Annotated in this window: 17 protein-coding genes and 1 tRNA gene; 9 read left to right on the top strand and 9 right to left on the bottom strand. The window is 67.5% G+C overall.

Annotation, left to right across the window (positions count from 1 at the left end; all coding sequences use genetic code 11):
* Positions 1 to 82 precede the first annotated feature (82 nt).
* From ACODS4_RS25435 to ACODS4_RS25410, 6 genes are all read right to left on the bottom strand, one after another.
* Positions 83 to 157: transfer RNA gene (locus tag ACODS4_RS25435), tRNA-Thr, on the bottom strand.
* 133 nt (positions 158 to 290) lie between these two features.
* The gene (locus ACODS4_RS25430; protein ID WP_488868463.1) at positions 291 to 2,252 is read right to left on the bottom strand and encodes a polysaccharide biosynthesis protein; all 1,962 of its coding nucleotides are present in this window, start codon (positions 2,250 to 2,252) and stop codon (positions 291 to 293) included.
* A 49-nt stretch (positions 2,253 to 2,301) separates the two neighbouring features.
* Entirely contained in the window at positions 2,302 to 3,255 is a 954-nt protein-coding gene (locus tag ACODS4_RS25425; protein WP_488868462.1) for a UDP-glucose 4-epimerase family protein, read from the bottom strand.
* Positions 3,255 to 4,259, bottom strand: a complete 1,005-nt coding sequence (locus ACODS4_RS25420; RefSeq protein ID WP_488868461.1) for an MraY family glycosyltransferase — start codon at positions 4,257 to 4,259, stop codon at positions 3,255 to 3,257. The genes ACODS4_RS25425 and ACODS4_RS25420 overlap by 1 nt, the downstream gene beginning before the upstream one ends.
* A 4-nt stretch (positions 4,260 to 4,263) precedes the next feature.
* Positions 4,264 to 5,478 (bottom strand): glycosyltransferase family 4 protein, encoded by a 1,215-nt coding sequence (locus tag ACODS4_RS25415; protein ID WP_488868460.1) that lies wholly within the window; start codon positions 5,476 to 5,478, stop codon positions 4,264 to 4,266.
* Positions 5,471 to 6,457, bottom strand: coding sequence for an NAD-dependent epimerase/dehydratase family protein (locus ACODS4_RS25410; RefSeq protein WP_488868459.1), 987 nt, complete (start codon positions 6,455 to 6,457; stop codon positions 5,471 to 5,473). The genes ACODS4_RS25415 and ACODS4_RS25410 overlap by 8 nt, the downstream gene beginning before the upstream one ends.
* Positions 6,458 to 6,631: 174 nt before the next feature.
* Here ACODS4_RS25410 and ACODS4_RS25405 point away from each other — a divergent pair, with 174 nt between their 5' ends.
* The 3 genes from ACODS4_RS25405 to ACODS4_RS25395 are packed head-to-tail and all read left to right on the top strand — an operon-like array spanning position 6,632 to position 7,514.
* On the top strand, positions 6,632 to 6,967 hold the full coding sequence (locus tag ACODS4_RS25405) for a hypothetical protein (protein ID WP_488868458.1): 336 nt from the start codon (positions 6,632 to 6,634) through the stop codon (positions 6,965 to 6,967).
* 36 nt (positions 6,968 to 7,003) lie between these two features.
* Entirely contained in the window at positions 7,004 to 7,171 is a 168-nt protein-coding gene (locus tag ACODS4_RS25400) for a hypothetical protein (protein WP_488868457.1), read from the top strand.
* A gap of 37 nt (positions 7,172 to 7,208) precedes the next feature.
* Complete coding sequence (locus tag ACODS4_RS25395; RefSeq protein WP_488868456.1) at positions 7,209 to 7,514, top strand: cupin domain-containing protein; 306 nt, start codon at positions 7,209 to 7,211, stop codon at positions 7,512 to 7,514.
* Between the two features lie 15 nt (positions 7,515 to 7,529).
* On the opposite strand, the gene ACODS4_RS25390 is transcribed toward ACODS4_RS25395, so the two are convergent.
* On the bottom strand, positions 7,530 to 7,964 hold the full coding sequence (locus tag ACODS4_RS25390; protein ID WP_488868455.1) for a GNAT family N-acetyltransferase: 435 nt from the start codon (positions 7,962 to 7,964) through the stop codon (positions 7,530 to 7,532).
* Positions 7,965 to 8,122: 158 nt separating this feature from the next.
* Between ACODS4_RS25390 and dcd the strand changes: the two genes are divergently transcribed.
* The 5 genes from dcd (at position 8,123) to ACODS4_RS25365 (ending at position 12,531) form a co-directional block, all read left to right on the top strand.
* Positions 8,123 to 8,677, top strand: coding sequence for a dCTP deaminase (gene dcd, locus ACODS4_RS25385; RefSeq protein ID WP_488868454.1), 555 nt, complete (start codon positions 8,123 to 8,125; stop codon positions 8,675 to 8,677).
* 45 nt (positions 8,678 to 8,722) lie between these two features.
* A complete protein-coding gene (gene murA / locus ACODS4_RS25380) occupies positions 8,723 to 10,015 on the top strand; it encodes a UDP-N-acetylglucosamine 1-carboxyvinyltransferase (protein ID WP_488868453.1) in 1,293 nt (430 codons plus the stop codon).
* Positions 10,016 to 10,046: 31 nt separating this feature from the next.
* Positions 10,047 to 10,508, top strand: coding sequence for a DUF2948 family protein (locus tag ACODS4_RS25375; protein WP_488868452.1), 462 nt, complete (start codon positions 10,047 to 10,049; stop codon positions 10,506 to 10,508).
* A gap of 223 nt (positions 10,509 to 10,731) precedes the next feature.
* Complete coding sequence (locus tag ACODS4_RS25370) at positions 10,732 to 11,166, top strand: CBS domain-containing protein (protein WP_488868451.1); 435 nt, start codon at positions 10,732 to 10,734, stop codon at positions 11,164 to 11,166.
* Between the two features lie 483 nt (positions 11,167 to 11,649).
* Positions 11,650 to 12,531, top strand: coding sequence for an urease accessory protein UreD (locus ACODS4_RS25365; protein ID WP_488868450.1), 882 nt, complete (start codon positions 11,650 to 11,652; stop codon positions 12,529 to 12,531).
* 16 nt (positions 12,532 to 12,547) lie between these two features.
* On the opposite strand, the gene ACODS4_RS25360 is transcribed toward ACODS4_RS25365, so the two are convergent.
* Positions 12,548 to 13,771: an MFS transporter gene (locus ACODS4_RS25360; RefSeq protein WP_488868449.1), complete on the bottom strand. Its 1,224-nt coding sequence runs from the start codon at positions 13,769 to 13,771 to the stop codon at positions 12,548 to 12,550.
* A 244-nt stretch (positions 13,772 to 14,015) separates the two neighbouring features.
* Here ACODS4_RS25360 and ACODS4_RS25355 point away from each other — a divergent pair, with 244 nt between their 5' ends.
* Positions 14,016 to 14,321, top strand: a complete 306-nt coding sequence (locus tag ACODS4_RS25355) for a hypothetical protein (RefSeq protein WP_488868448.1) — start codon at positions 14,016 to 14,018, stop codon at positions 14,319 to 14,321.
* A 167-nt stretch (positions 14,322 to 14,488) separates the two neighbouring features.
* Here the strand turns inward: ACODS4_RS25355 and ACODS4_RS25350 are convergent, their stop codons facing one another.
* Entirely contained in the window at positions 14,489 to 14,707 is a 219-nt protein-coding gene (locus ACODS4_RS25350) for a DUF1127 domain-containing protein (RefSeq protein WP_488868447.1), read from the bottom strand.
* Positions 14,708 to 14,917 lie beyond the last annotated feature (210 nt).

The following is a 14,917-nucleotide window of genomic DNA, read 5'->3' as shown; positions in this document are numbered from 1 at the left end:
CTCGACCTCTCCCTTACCAAGGGAGTGCTCTACCACTGAGCTACGGCAGCGCCGGGCGACATGCGCGGTTCGGATCGGAGGATGGTGCTGCCAGAGAGGATTGAACTCTCGACCTCTCCCTTACCAAGGGAGTGCTCTACCACTGAGCTACGGCAGCGCCGGAAACCGAAGAAAACTGAACCGACACACTCGCGAGGGGCGTCCAGGCTGGCCGCCCCCTGAAGTGGCGCGGGTTATGCCACAGGCTTTTCGGGGATGCAAGCCGGGAAAACGCATCCTCCGATCTTTTCTCAGCCCTCCCGCGATCCGTTCAACGGGGCGGCCATGGCGTCGGCGGGCGGCAGCACCGCTTCGGCGCGGAAATCGGGCACGATGTTGGCCAGAATGGTCAAAACCCGCTCGTCATCCCCCGCCCGCGCCGCCGTTTCCAACTCGCCCAGCGCGCGATTGACCAGCGCGTAATCAATCAGGCGGGGCGAGGCGAGGAACACGCCGTCCGCCGCCGTGTGGGTCGGCGCCTCGGTGGCGGTCAGGATTTCCTCGAACAGCTTTTCGCCGGGCCGCAGGCCGGTGAAGGCGATCTGGATGTCCACGCCGGGCCGATAGCCCGCCAGCCGGATCATCTGGCGGGCCAGATCGGCGATCTTCACCGGCTCGCCCATGTCCAGCACCAGCACCTTGCCGCGATCCTCGCCCCGCGTCACCCCGTGGGCCGAGGCCTGGAGCACCAGCTCCACCGCCTCGCGCACCGTCATGAAATAGCGGCGCATGTCGGGGTGGGTGACGGTCAGCGGCCCGCCCTTGGCCAGTTGGCGGGTGAACAGCGGCACCACCGACCCCGACGACCCCAGCACATTGCCGAAGCGCACGGTCATGTAACGGGTCGCCGTCGCCGCCCCGTCGCGCGGCGGCAGCACGTCCAGCGCCTGGCAATAGGTTTCGGCGAAGCGTTTGGCCGCGCCCATGATGCTGGTCGGGCGGATCGCCTTGTCGGTGGAAATCAGCACCATCGCCAGACAGCCCGCCGTCCGCGCCGCGTCGGCGACGTTGCGGGTGCCGATGACGTTGGTCAACGCCCCCTCGCACGGGTTGGCCTCGACCAGCGGCACATGCTTCAGGGCGGCGGCGTGGAAGACCAGGGCCGGTTTGACCTCGTGGAAAAAGCGGAACACCCGGTCACGGTCGCGCACGTCGGCGATGACGGCGCGGGTGTCGAGGGCGGGGAAACGCTCCCGCACCTCCATCTCGATGCTGTAGAGGTTGAACTCCCCGAAATCGACCAGGGTCAGGCTTTCCGGGGTCAGCGCGGCGATCTGGCGGACCAGTTCGCTGCCGATGGTGCCGCCCGCCCCCGTCACCACGACGCGCCGCCCGGCGATCAACCCGGCGACGGCGGCGCCGTCCAGCACGGCCTGCGGACGGCCCAGCAGATCCTCCAGCGCGATGGGGCGCACCTCGATGCCCTTGCCCTCGCCCAGCGCCGATTTGAACTCGGTCAGGCTGGGCAGACGCGACAGGATCAGCCCCAACGCTTCGGCTTGATCGAGCAGAGCGCGCAGGGTCGCGCCGTCGATCTCGTTCGACCCCTTGGCGACGATCAACCGTTGCGGACGGTCGCCCTTGCGCTCCAGCGCGGCGACCACCGTCTCCAGATCGTCGGGACCGCCCAGCACCGCCACGCCGCGCACGGCGTGGCCGACGCGGCGGCCCTTGTCGTCCAGGATGCCGACCACCCGGTAAACCGCCTGCCCCGACTGGTCGAGCGAGCGGATGAACAGCTCCGCCGCATCGCCGACGCCCAACAGCAGCACCGGAATGCGCGGCGCCGCGCCGCCCTCCTCGCGCAGATTGAGGCGGCGGTCCTTGAACAGCCGGTAGGCGAAGCGCGGCCCGCCCAGCAGGACGATCTGCACCAGCCACAATATCAGCGGCAGCGAGCGCGGCAGCGATTCCAGCCTATTCAGCAGGAACATCGCCAAGACGAAACACAAAACCGCCACGGTGACGGCGCGGATCAACTGGACCAGATCGGGAACGGAGGCGTAGCGCCAGATTCCGCGATACAGGCCGAACAGCACGAAGACGACGGCGGAAATCCCGACCATCATCGGCAGCGCCGTGGTCAGCGCGTCGGCGTAAAAACCAAAGGCCGTGGCCCCGACCCGAAGATACAGCGCCGCCGCGACGGCCACGCCGGTCATGGTCAGATCGTGGAGATAGACGAGAAACGCCCGTGGAGACGGGATTCGCATGCCGCTTGCCCTGTTGTCGTTCCGCCGCCGGAGGTCGGTCGCCTCGGAATCAGCCGCGTGAAGCTTTGAACCATTCCGCCGTGACGCGCAACCCGGACGCAAAATCGTGCGGCGGGCGCCAGTCCAGCGCATGGCGGATCGCTTGGTCGTCCACCGTCAACGACCCGGCGATCCGGTCGAACACCGCCTGTTTGCCCGTCAACCGCGCGCCCAAAGCCAGCAGCCCGAGCGGCAGCGGAATCAGCCGCGCCGGTTTGCCCAGCGCCGCGCCGATGGCCCGGATCAACGCGCTGGTGGACACCGGCGCGCCGTCCTGCACCAGAAAACACCCGCCGGGCGCGTTGGCGTGGGTCAATCCCGTGACAATGGCGTCGGCCAGATTGCCGACGAAGATCAAGCTGCGCCGGTTCTCCAGCCCGCCCAGCGGCAAGGGCAGCCCCGTCGCCGCCAGTTTCAGCAGGCTGCGGAAATTCCCGGCGACGCCGGGGCCATAGACCAGCGGCGGGCGGATGATCACCACCTCCAACCCGGTACGGGCGGCGACGTCGGTCAAGGCGCGTTCGGCCTCCAGCTTCGACACCCCATAGGGCGAATGCGGGTTGGGCGTGGTGGCGGCGCTGAGCGGCTCCGGCTGGCTTTCATCGACCAGCGCCTTGACGCTGCTGAGAAACAGCAGACGTTTGACGCCCAGCCGCGCCGCCTCTTCGCCCAAGCGCCGGGTTCCGGCGCTGTTGACCTGCCGGAAGGCGGCGAGCGGGTCGGACGCCGTGTCCTTCATCACATGGACGCGGGCGGCCAGATGGGCCACCGCGTCGATACCGTCGAGCGCGTGGCTCCAATCGGTGTCCGGCCCGATCTCGCCGACGGCGACCGTCTCGGCGGCGCCCGGCGCGCTGGTTCCGGGTTTGCGGACGGCGGCGCGCACCCAATGGCCGCGCGCGGCCAACAACGGAACCAGCGCGCGACCAACGAAGCCGTTGGCCCCTGTGACCAGAACCCGCATCAGACCGCCACCCGCGCCGGACGGGCCAGAGCGGCCAGCAACAAAGCCACCGCCGCCGCGCCCGGCGCCAACACCGGCCAGCCCATCGTCGGCGACAGCGCGGCCAGAGCCACGAGAACGGCGTTCAAGCCCAGAACCAGCCGGACGACCTGCGCGTGGTTGCGCCCGCGCTGCGTGGCTTTTTGATAGAAATGCTCGCGGTGGGCCTGCCAGACCTTCTTGCCCTCAATCAACCGGCGCAACAGCGTGACGGTCGCGTCGGTCAGGAAATAAGCGGGAATCAGCAGCGCGGCGGGCCAATGACCCAACGCCGCCAGACTCAGCAGCAGCCAACCCAGGGCAAAGCCCAACGGCACGCTGCCGACGTCGCCCATGAACAGCTTGGCCGGATGCCAGTTCCAGACCAGAAAACCCAGCGCCGCCCCCGCCGCCGCCAGCCCATACAGGCCCAGCGCCGGATCCAGCCCGGCCAGCGCGCCGACCAGGGCGACGCCGCCGCCGATGGTCGCGGCCTCCGACCCGGCCAGACCGTCGATGCCGTCCATGAAGTTGAAGAGGTTGACGAACCACAGCCAGCCGACCGCCGCGACCAGCCGATCCGCCCAGAAGGGCAGCACCCCTTGGAACACCAGCCCGTCGGCGGGCAAGGCGCCGAGGCCAAGGGCGACCACGGCGATTTGCGACAGGAAGCGGGGGGCCGGGGGCAAGGTCCGACGGTCGTCGATCCAGGACACCGCCATCAAGGCCGCCGCCCCGCCCAAAATCATCCACACGCCGACGTCGGCCTTGACCAACAGGGCGATGGCGGCCCAGCCCGGCAGCAGGGTCAGCAGGATCCCCCAGCCGCCGCCGCGCGGGGTCGGGGCCGAATGGCTCGACCGCTCGTTCGGGTGATCGAGGATGGCCTTGCGCCGCAGCCACGCGCCGACCCAGCCGGTCAGCCCGGCGGCCATCGCCATGGCGACCACGAGCGTCGCCAAAGAAAGAAGAAGCGTCGCCGTCATGACGTCACCGGACTTGCGGAGCGGGAGGAGCGGAACGGGAAGAGACGGATCGGGCGATCAACGCGCGGTAATGCTCCACCATGATGGCGCCGACCCGGTCAGACGCCAGATCGGACAGCACCATGGCGCGGCTGCGCGCGCCGCAGCGATGGCGGAAATCGGCGTCGGTCGCCATGCGCTCCAGCGCGTCGGCCAGCGCCGCCGGATCGTCGGGCGGCACGAGCAGGCCGTTGTCGCCATCGACGACGATCTCCCGGCAACCCGGCACGTCGGCGGCGATCAAGGGGCGTCCGCAGGCCGCCGCCTCCATCAGGCTGACCGGCAAACCTTCGCGGCGGGAGGCCAACGCCGCGACGTGGCAGCGCGCCCAGACCGTGCGCACGTCCGCGACCTTGCCCAGCCATTCGACCATCGGCAGGGCCGCCCAGCGTTCAAGCTGCTCCACCGACAGGCTGGTCTGGTTGCCCGGATCGGGCGCGCCCGCCAGCAACAGCCGCAGCGAAACCCCGCGCGCGACCACCCGCTGGTGCGCCTCGACCAGCGTGGCCACCCCCTTGTTGGCGGTCATGCGTCCGGCGAAGGCCACCGTCACCGGGCCGTCGGCGGGTTCGGGCAGCGGCGCGTAATGATCGACGTCCACCCCCGACCCGCGCACCACCACCACCCCGTCGCGTGGGGCGAGGCCGCCGTCGGTCAGGAAGCGGCGATCATCGCCATTCTCCACCGTCAGCAGAGAGTTGGCCCGGCGGGTGACGAGCCGCAACGCGAGGCCGACCACCGCCCGCAACAGCTTGCGGTCGCCGTCGATGAACAGGTCGCCCAGCCCGGTCAGCGTGTTCAAGACGCAAGGAACCCCGGCGATCCGCGCCGCCAGACCGCCGAAGACCACCGGCTTCAAGGCGACGTGATGAACCAGATCGGGTTTTTCGCGCCGGTACAGCCGGACCAGCGCGGCGATGGCGGCGATGGCGGCGATGGGGTTGGTGCTGCGCCGGTCCCAGTCGAGCGGCAGCAGGGTGAAACCTTCGGCCTGGATGCGCGCGCCATGCTGATCGACGCGGGTGGCGACGCCGACCTCAAACCCGGCGTCGCGCGCGGCCCGCGCCATCGGCAAACGGTGCGCCCAGAAAAACCAGTCCTCGGTGACGAGGAACAGGATGCGGCGGCGGGACGCGGCGATGGGCGTTTCAGACAGGGGCATGGCGGTCGCGTCAGGCAATCTTGTGATAATCCCGGTACCACGCGGCGAAGCGGGGCAAGCCGATCTCGATGGGCGTGGTCGGCTCGAACCCCAAATCGCGGCGGCTGATCTCGATGTCGGCGGCGGTTTCCGGGATGTCCCCGGCCTGGAGCGGCTCCATCCGCATGACCGCTTTGCGGCCCAACGCCTCTTCCAGCACCGCGATGAAGCGCATCAGCTCTTCGGAACGGTTGTTGCCCAGATTGTAGACCCGATGCGGCGCGCCGGTCTCGTCATCCGGCGGCGCCGGGCGATCCAGGCTCGCCAGCACGCCAGCGGTGATGTCGTCGATGTAGGTGAAGTCGCGCTTCATCTTGCCACCGTTGAACACCCGGATCGGCCGCCCCGCCATGATCGCGTCGGTGAACTGGTAGGTCGCCATGTCCGGGCGGCACCAGGGGCCGTAAACGGTGAAGAAGCGCAAACCCGTGGCCGGAATCTTGTAAAGGTGGCTGTAGGAAAAGGTCATCATCTCCGCCGCCTTCTTGGTCGCGGCGTAGATCGACACCGGGCTGTCCACCCGGTCCTCGACCGAAAAGGGCGTCTTCCGGTTGCCGCCATAGACGGAGGAGGAGGAGGCGTAGACGAAATGCGCCAGCTTCGGCATCCGCCGCGCCGCCTCCAGCATCGCCACTTGGCCCGTCACGTTGGCGTCCACATAGGCGTAGGGGTTTTCCAGCGAATAGCGCACCCCCGGCTGCGCGGCCAGATGAACCACCCCGGCGACGTCCTGGAACTCCGGCCACAGGCCTTCCACCGTCGCCCGGTCGGCGATGTCGGCCTTGACGAAGCGGAAGCCGGGCCGCCCCAGCAGCCGGGCCAAGCGCGCCTCTTTCAAGGCGACCGAGTAATAATCGTTGAGAGTGTCGAGGCCGAGAACCTCCTGCCCACGATTCAGCAAGGCGTCGGCGACGTGCGAACCGATGAAACCGGCGACGCCGGTGACGAGAACAGTCATGGTCGGTGGCCCTCAATGCGAAACGACCGGGCGCGTGATCCGGCGCTCGTCTTATGCCCGAGCGGTCGGCGCCGCGCCAGCGTTCAAAGCGGGTTTGCGCGGCTTGACAGGCGCGCCGTCCTGCCGGTCTACTGCGCCGACCCGCGATGTTTTACCAAAATGATGGTCAGCACGATGCCCCCCAAGAAGAACCCGTTGAACCTGAACCCGCTGCAACTCCGCACCCTGACCCTGTTGCAGGAGGTGGCGCGGTTGGAGAACAAGCCGGCCGAAGAACCCGGCGCCTTCCTGGTCACGGGCCTGCCCAGCGCGCACGGCAACCATTTCCACCTCGGCCACGCCGTCGTCGCGTCCAAGGACGCCACCGGCCTGCGCAACCCGGCCGTCTGGACCATTCTGGAGCGCAAGGGCCTGTTGAAGCAGGAATCCGATCAGGCCACCGTCACCGCGCTGGGCATGGGCTATGACACGGGTCTGCGCGACGAAATCCTCCATCATTCCGATCATTGACCCGCGCAAGTCTGCCCCTTTGCGACGACCGATCCGATGACGGACATCCCAAAGCCCGCGACGACGCCAGCGGCGAAACCCAAAGCGGGCGTCAGCCGCGACGACCGTCTGGCCGCCCGCTTGCGTGAAAATCTGCGCAAGCGCAAGGATCAGGCCCGCCAGCGCGAGCAAAATGATCCGGCGGACGGGACGGGCAAGGCCTGACCGCCCGCCCCTTCGCTTCCCTGTAAGGACGCCCCCCGTGACCAACCGCGCCATCAACCTGCCCATCGACGCCGCCGCTTTGCCCGAAGCGTGGCGCTCCCGCGTCGTTGGCCGGGTCGGTCCCTGCGCCATCAAGATCATCCGCATGGACGAGGCCGGGATCGATTGGGAAGACCACCCGGATTACGAGGAGGCTCTCTACGTCCTCGACGGGCGGATGGAGCTGGAAATTCCGGGCGAGCGGATCGTCTGCGGCCCCGGCGACCTTTATGTCGTGCCCGCCGGGGTTCCGCACCGCGTTTTGCCCGGCAGCCACGGGCTGTTGTTGTTGATTGACCGCTGAGACGACCGTTTCGACTCAGGCCAGCGTCTTGCGGAACCAGATTTGCGTGTGGCCCTCGGGGTAGCCCTCCATCCGGCTCCATTCCTCATAGCCGCATTTCGGGTAGAAGCCCGGCGCCTGGAAGTCATAGGTGTAGAGCCGCGACCAGCGGCAGCCGCGCGCCCGCGCCTCACCCTCCGCCGCGTCGAGCAAGCGCGCCCCCAAACCGCCGCCGCGCCCGCCGTCGGCCACCCACAGCAGATCGACATACAGCCAATCCCAATTGGTGTAGCCGACCAGCCCGCCGCGCAATTCTCCGGCGGCGTCGCGGGCGACCACCACAAGGTCGCGGCGGTCATAAGCGCGACCGGAGGCCGCTTCGTTGTAGGCCTTCAGCCCGGCGAACACGCGGTCGGCGTCGGGCAGATCGGCGGCGTCCGCAACGGACAGGATCAGGGAATCGTCAGTCATGCCCACGATCATGCCAAAGCGGCGGGGGAATGACCGCAAGAAACGCCCTTCCGCCAGGGCATGGCACGTTTGCCGTCCTTGAGCCTGCGGGCCGGGTCCGCTACAAACCGAACGCACACGCAATCCCCCAGATCGTCACGCCAAGGAGTACCCCGCCGATGGGCATCATGCCGGACACATGGATCCGCGAGATGGCCGAGACCAAGGGCATGATCGAGCCGTTCGTCGAGACCCAAAAGCGCGAGGGGGTGATCTCCTACGGCGTGTCGTCCTATGGCTATGACGCGCGGGTGGCCGACGAGTTCAAGATCTTCACCAACGTCGACAACGCCATCGTCGATCCCAAACAATTCGACGGCAGCAGCTTCGTCGACCGCAAGACCGACGTCTGCATCATCCCGCCCAACAGCTTCGCGCTGGCCCGCACGGTGGAGTATTTCCGCATCCCGCGCGACGTGCTGGTGATCTGCCTGGGCAAAAGCACCTACGCGCGCTGCGGCCTGATCGTCAACGTGACGCCGCTGGAACCCGAATGGGAAGGCCATGTGACGTTGGAGATCTCCAACACCACGCCGCTGCCCGCCAAGGTCTACGCCAACGAAGGACTCTGCCAGTTCCTGTTCTTGAAGGGCGACAGCATCTGTGAAGTGTCCTACGCCGACAAGGCGGGCAAATATATGGGGCAAAAGGGCGTCACCCTGCCCCGCCTCTGACGTTGTTGCGCATTCAAACCTGATCGCAGAGAAGCGAGAGACCCCATGGACAAAATCCGCATTCGCGGCGGTCGCCCGCTGAACGGCGCCATCACCGTTGGCGGCGCCAAAAACGCCGCGCTGCCGCTGATGACGGCGGCGCTGCTCTGCGACGAAACGCTGACGTTGACCAACCTGCCGATCCTGGCGGACATCAACACCCTGTGCAATCTGCTGCTGCAACATGGCGTGGCGATCCACATGGAAGGGGCGGGCGGCGATTGCGCCGGGCGGGCGGTGTCCTTCACCGCGCGCGACATCACCAACACCACCGCCCCCTATGATCTGGTCCGCAAGATGCGCGCCAGCGTGCTGGTTCTGGGTCCGCTGCTCGCCCGCTGCGGCGAGGCCAAGGTGTCGCTGCCCGGCGGCTGCGCCATCGGCGCGCGGCCCGTGGACCTGCACATCAAGGGTCTGGAGGCGATGGGCGCCGACATCCGCATCGAAGGCGGCTACATCGTCGCCAAGGCCCCCAAGGGCGGCCTGCGCGGGGCGGAGTATGTCTTCCCCAAGGTGTCGGTCGGGGCCACCGAGAATCTGCTGATGGCGGCGACGCTGGCCAAAGGAACGACGATCCTGGTCAACGCCGCGCGCGAGCCGGAGGTCAGCGATCTGGCCGAATGCCTGGTGAAGATGGGCGCGAAGATCACCGGCATCGGCAGCGACCGCCTGGTGATCGAAGGGGTGGACCGGCTGCACGGCGCCCGCCACATGGTGGTGGCCGACCGCATCGAAACCGGCACCTACGCCATGGCGGCGGCGATGACCGGCGGCCGTCTTGACATCCTGAACACCCGTCTCGATCTGATAAAGGCGGCGGTCAAGGCCCTGGCCCCCGCCGGCGTCGCTTTTGAGGAGATCGAGAACGGAATCCGCGTGTCGCGCGCCAACGGCGAACTGCACGGCGTCGATGTGATGACCGAGCCGTATCCCGGTTTTCCCACCGACCTTCAGGCCCAGATGATGGCCCTGATGTGCACGGCGTCGGGCGCGGCGATGATTACGGAAACCATTTTTGAAAACCGCTTCATGCACGCGCCGGAACTGACCCGGATGGGCGCGCGGATCACCGTGCACGGCTCTTCGGCGCTGGTGCGCGGGGTCGGTCGGTTGACCGGCGCGCCGGTCATGGCGACGGATTTGCGCGCGTCGGTGTCGCTGGTCCTCGCCGGGTTGGCGGCGGAGGGGGAGACGATGGTCAACCGCGTCTACCACCTCGACCGTGGTTATGAGCGGGTGGAAGAGAAGCTGGCCGCTTGCGGGGCCGACATCGAACGCATTCACGGCGGCGAGGACTGATCCCAGCCTCCCGCCCCCAACGAGAGGCGCCATGACTGTGACCCCGATTCGCCTGCGCGCGGAAGACGCCGAGGATCTGAAGATCGTTTCGGCCTGCCTTCAGGACGCCATTCTGCCGATCGGCGACATGGATTTCCTGCCGGATGAGCGGCGTTTCGTCATGGTGGTCAGCCGCTTCCGCTGGGAGGCGGCGGACCGCTCCCGCCCCGGCCCGGCGGCGGACGACGATCACCTCGCCCCTTACGAGCGGGTCCAGTGCGGGTTGCGGGTGGAGGGCGTCACCGGCGTCAAACGGCGCGGCTTCGACGTCAAAAACCGCGCGCAAATCCTGGAGTTGCTGGCCATCGCGCCCGACGGAACGGACGGCCTGCTGTTGACCTTCGCCGGGGGAGGCCGCCTGCGCCTGGAGTCGGCCTCCTGGCGCGTGTTGGTGGAGGATTTGGGCGAACCCTGGCCAACCGGCAACCGGCCCAGCCATCCGTTGGACGTGTGAAGCTCTTTGAAATGTTGGCCGCGACGGATTGCGGCCAACCCTGATGTTGCGCGCCCAGGGTCTATAGCGTAACTTTTGCAAGAAATGGCGGAGTTTGCAGCAACAAGCAAACCGCCCGGTCGCCAATCGCCGGACGAAACCGCCCATCGCCAAGGCTCGACGGTCAAGAGCCGTCGGCGGTGCGATCCTTGCCAACGCGCAAACCCAAGAGAGAGCGACGTCCATGCCCAACCGGCCCATCCGCGCCGTCGTGCGCAATCAACAAATCTACAGCGTTCCCACCAGCGCCACCGTGCGCACCGCCGCCCACATGATGAAGGAATACCGGATCGGCGCCCTGATGGTGGTGGAGGACGACCGGCTGATCGGCATCTTCACCGAACGCGACGCGCTGTTCCGGGTTCTCGCGGGCAACCTCGACCCCGACCGCACGACGGTTGGCGAGGTCATGACCGCCGACCCCACCACCATCGCGCCCGACCGCCCGATGGTCCACGCCCTGCACCTGATGCATGAGGGCGGCTTCCGCCACCTGCCGGTGGCCGACGGCGGCAAGGCCGTCGGCATGGTGTCGATCCGCGACGCGCTGGGCGTCGAACTCGCCCGCTTCGAGGAAGAGGTGGACGAGCGCGAGGCCATCGCGGAGATCCTCGGGTAAAGTCCAGGGCCATCGCTTGAACCATTGAGTGCTGATGAAGCCCCTCTCCCCTCGCGGGCTACGGCATTCACACATCTTTTTCTTGCTGCAACCAATTGAAATGGAACGGATTTTCCGTCATCCCCGCGCAGGCGGGGATCCAGAGTTTGCCAGACGAACCCTATAGGTAAGTCTGGATTCCCGCCTTCGCGGGAATGACGGAGAAAAGTTCTTTTTCTTCCAATGAGTTGCCCAAACCGAAGATGTGTGAATGCCGTAGCCCCTCGCGGGAGAGGGGTTGGGGTGAGGGGGTGAAATCTCAGATTTCCAACGGCTTTCAGCCGTCCGCACCCCTCATCCCAACCCTTCTCCCGCAAGGGGAGAAGGGCTTTCATGGATGTGGAAGCCTTCACCCGATTGCCCTCGGGTAAAGTCTCCCGCGTTGCGCCGCGCCCTCTCCTTCCGGCACAGTGGTTTGGTGACGGAACGCAAACGGGGGGCGTGGTGCTGGACCTGACGGTGGCTGAGCGGCAAAAGGCCGAACGCGGCGTTGAGGAGAAAAAGGTCGCGGTGCATGGCGCCGCGACCGTCCGCTTTGAGCGTCGCCACGGCGAAACCCGGCTGGCCACCCTGTACCACCACGACCCGTTGCGGGTGCTGCTGCCGACGCCGCGCCGCGACGATCTGCCCATCGCCGTTCTGGCGACGACCTCCGGCGGCATGGTCGGCGGCGACCGCATGGACATTGACCTGTCGGTTGGGCCGGACGCGCGGGCCTTGGTGACGACGCAGGCGGCGGAGAAGGTTTACCGCTCCACCGGGGCGGATTGCCGGATCGACACGCGGGTCAGCGTCGAGCCGGGCGGCTGGCTGGAATGGTTGCCGCAAGAGGCCATCGTCTTTGAAGGCTCTCGCCTGCGCCGCCTGACCCGGCTGGAATTGTCCGGCGACGCCCGCCTGATCGCCGGGGAAATGCTGGTGTTCGGGCGCGCCGCCTTTGGCGAAACCGTCACGCGCGGCCTGATCCGCGACGCTTGGGAGGTCACGCGCGACGGACGGCTGCTCTGGGCCGACGCCCTGCATCTGGATGAGGATGTCGGCGAGGCGCTGAACCACCCCGCCGGTTTCGCCGGGGCGGGCGCCTGCGCCACCCTGCTGCACGCCGCCCCCGACGCCGCCGCCCGGCTGGACGCCGTCCGCGCGCTGGCGGACAGCCAGGATCAACAGGCCCGCGTCGGGGCCACCGCCTTCGACGGTTTGCTGGTCATCCGCATTCTGGGCGGCGACGCCCGCGCCGTGCGCCGCGCCTACGCCGCCCTGTGGTCGGGCCTGCGCGCCGAAGCGGCGGGGCTGCCGACCCGCCTGCCGCGTTTGTGGGAGGTGTAAACCCCTCCCCGTCTTCTCACTCCGCCGCCGGAACCGGCGCGGCGGCCAGCGGGCGGCTCTTGCGGTCGTCGGGCAGCAGCAGCCCGGCGCCGAAAGCCACGGCGGCCAGCGCTGACAGCATCAGATACAAATCGGTGAAGTCCCCGGTCCGCTCATAGACGAGGGCGACCAACTGCACCGCCAGCGGCCCGGCGCCGAAGGACAGGATGTATTTCGCGCCGAAGGCCAACCCGCGATGCTTGTCCGGGGTGTATTGGGCCAACAGCATGTTTTCCGCCGGAATCTGGGTTTGCGAGGCGATGACCGTCAAGGCGGCGGCGGCCACCAGCGGCAGGCCGCTCAACGCCGCGACCGCCGCCATCATCGGCACCTGGATCAGTTGGCACAGGATGTAGACGCGCTTGAGCGAATGACGGTCGGCCAGCGCCCCGCCGATCATCTGCGGCAGGGCCGCCACCAGATAGACCAGCGTCACCAGACCGCCGACCCCCAGCGTGCCGTCGCCCAGCAGATGGTTCAGCCGGGCCTCGAACAGTTTGGGCAGCACCACCTGCATGGCGTTGAAGATCAACCCGGCGCACACCATGGTCAGCGACAGCACGAAAAAGGCGCGCACCACGTCGCCGCGCGTCGGCTTGGGCTGCGGCTTCACGTCGGCGTGGCGGTCCTCGACCACGCCAAGGGCCAGCAGAACCGCCAGCGCGACGCCCAGAACCACGCAGATCGTTCCCGGAACCAGAAAGGCGGAACGCCAGCCGAACCATTGCGTCAGGCTGCCCGCCACCACGGCGGCGGTGGCGACGCCGAAGGTGCCGAACAGGCCGAGATAGCCCATGGATTTGCCGCGATTGGCCGCGTTGGCCATCACCCAGGCCATGCTGACCGGGTGATAGATCGACGCCCCCAGCCCCAACACCGCCAGCGACCACATCAACGACGTCGGCCCGTCCGACAGGCCGCAGGCCACCGCGCCGCCGCCGGTCATCAGGAAGAAGACCGCCATCATCCCCGCCGAACTCCAGCGGTCGCCCAGCCACCCGGCCAGCGGCGCGCCCAAGCCGATCAGCAGCGCCCCGAAGGTCCACAGCCGGATCAGATCGTCGTAGGAGAGCTTCCACTCCCCTTCCAACGCCAGCACGACGGTCAGGTACAGGGCGGCGGTGATGTGCATCAGCGAATGGCCGACCCAGGCGAAGCCGATGGACAGCCGCGCCGACGCGGCGCTGGGTGGTGTGCTCATCAAACGTCTCCGACCTGGGAAGTGTTGCGGGCATCAGCAATTCCGCCAAACGCTCGCACGGGTCGAAGGGTCGGTCCAATGCCCGGCGAACATGGCCGACATGCGGGAGAAACCGCCTGGATCGTCGCCTTTGCTTTTCGATGCGCGCGGACCCTGTTTCGCGTAGGATGCCCCCGATTTCGCCACCGGCAAACCCGCGCGGCGCGATCCTGCCCCCTCCCTGCCCCTTCTGCTTGAGGCGATCATGGCCGTATCGCGCCGCTCCGGTTCCCGCCGCACCCCCAGCGATGTTCAGGCGGCGTGGCTGCGTCGTGGTTTGGATCAGGCGGGCGGCAAGCTGCCTCTGTTTGACGAGCGCGGCCAGCGCGTAAAAAAGCCGACCGTGGACGCTTGCCTGAAGGCTGGATGGGCGGAGCGCTGGTTCAACAACCCGCTGAAGCCCGATTGGCTGGTCTGCCGCCTGACCGACGCCGGGCGCGACGCCCTGACCACGCCAGAGCCGGACGACGCCGAGGTCGAGGACGACGCCCGCCAAGGCGCCCTCATCTAACCGCCCCCAAACCGAAACCAAACACACGAAAGCCCCGGCGATCCGTCGCCGGGGCTTTCGTGTGCCCGCGTGAAAACGTGGGCGATCCTGCACAGGAGCTTCGCTGGCGTCATCCGGTCAGGGCGCGGCGGCCCCAACCCGGATGACGGCGCGGTCACAGCCCCGCATCAGACAATGCGGCCATGACGGACGGCGTTGTGGATCTCGCCACGCGACAGGCCAACGTCGGCCAGCTCGGAATCCGACATGTGATTCAGTTCGTATTCCGCACGATAAAGATCAGCACGCTCCTTGAACCAATCAACGATCCGCTGAAAGAACGAATTACGGTTTGTTTCCGCGCCGAACAATGCGCCGGACGTCGGCTGAAGGGAAGAATAGCTCATCGTCATCTCCTAAGGCTTGGCCTTGTTGCTGACGAATACTTTATATGCTGCACATGCGAAATCAATGGCGCGGGCGATGCGCTCTTGCGGCGGCTGACCTGCGCCGATTCGATGGAAGGATCGTGAACGAACGAATCCACATCCCCGCGCCCGAATTTTGGACACAAAAAAAGGCGCGCGGTCGAAACCGCGCGCCTCTTGTCGTTCCGT

Source organism: Azospirillum sp. FG154 (assembly GCF_057809575.1).
Note: the sequence above shows the minus strand (reverse complement) of the source record. Positions and strands in the feature narration are given on the sequence as shown.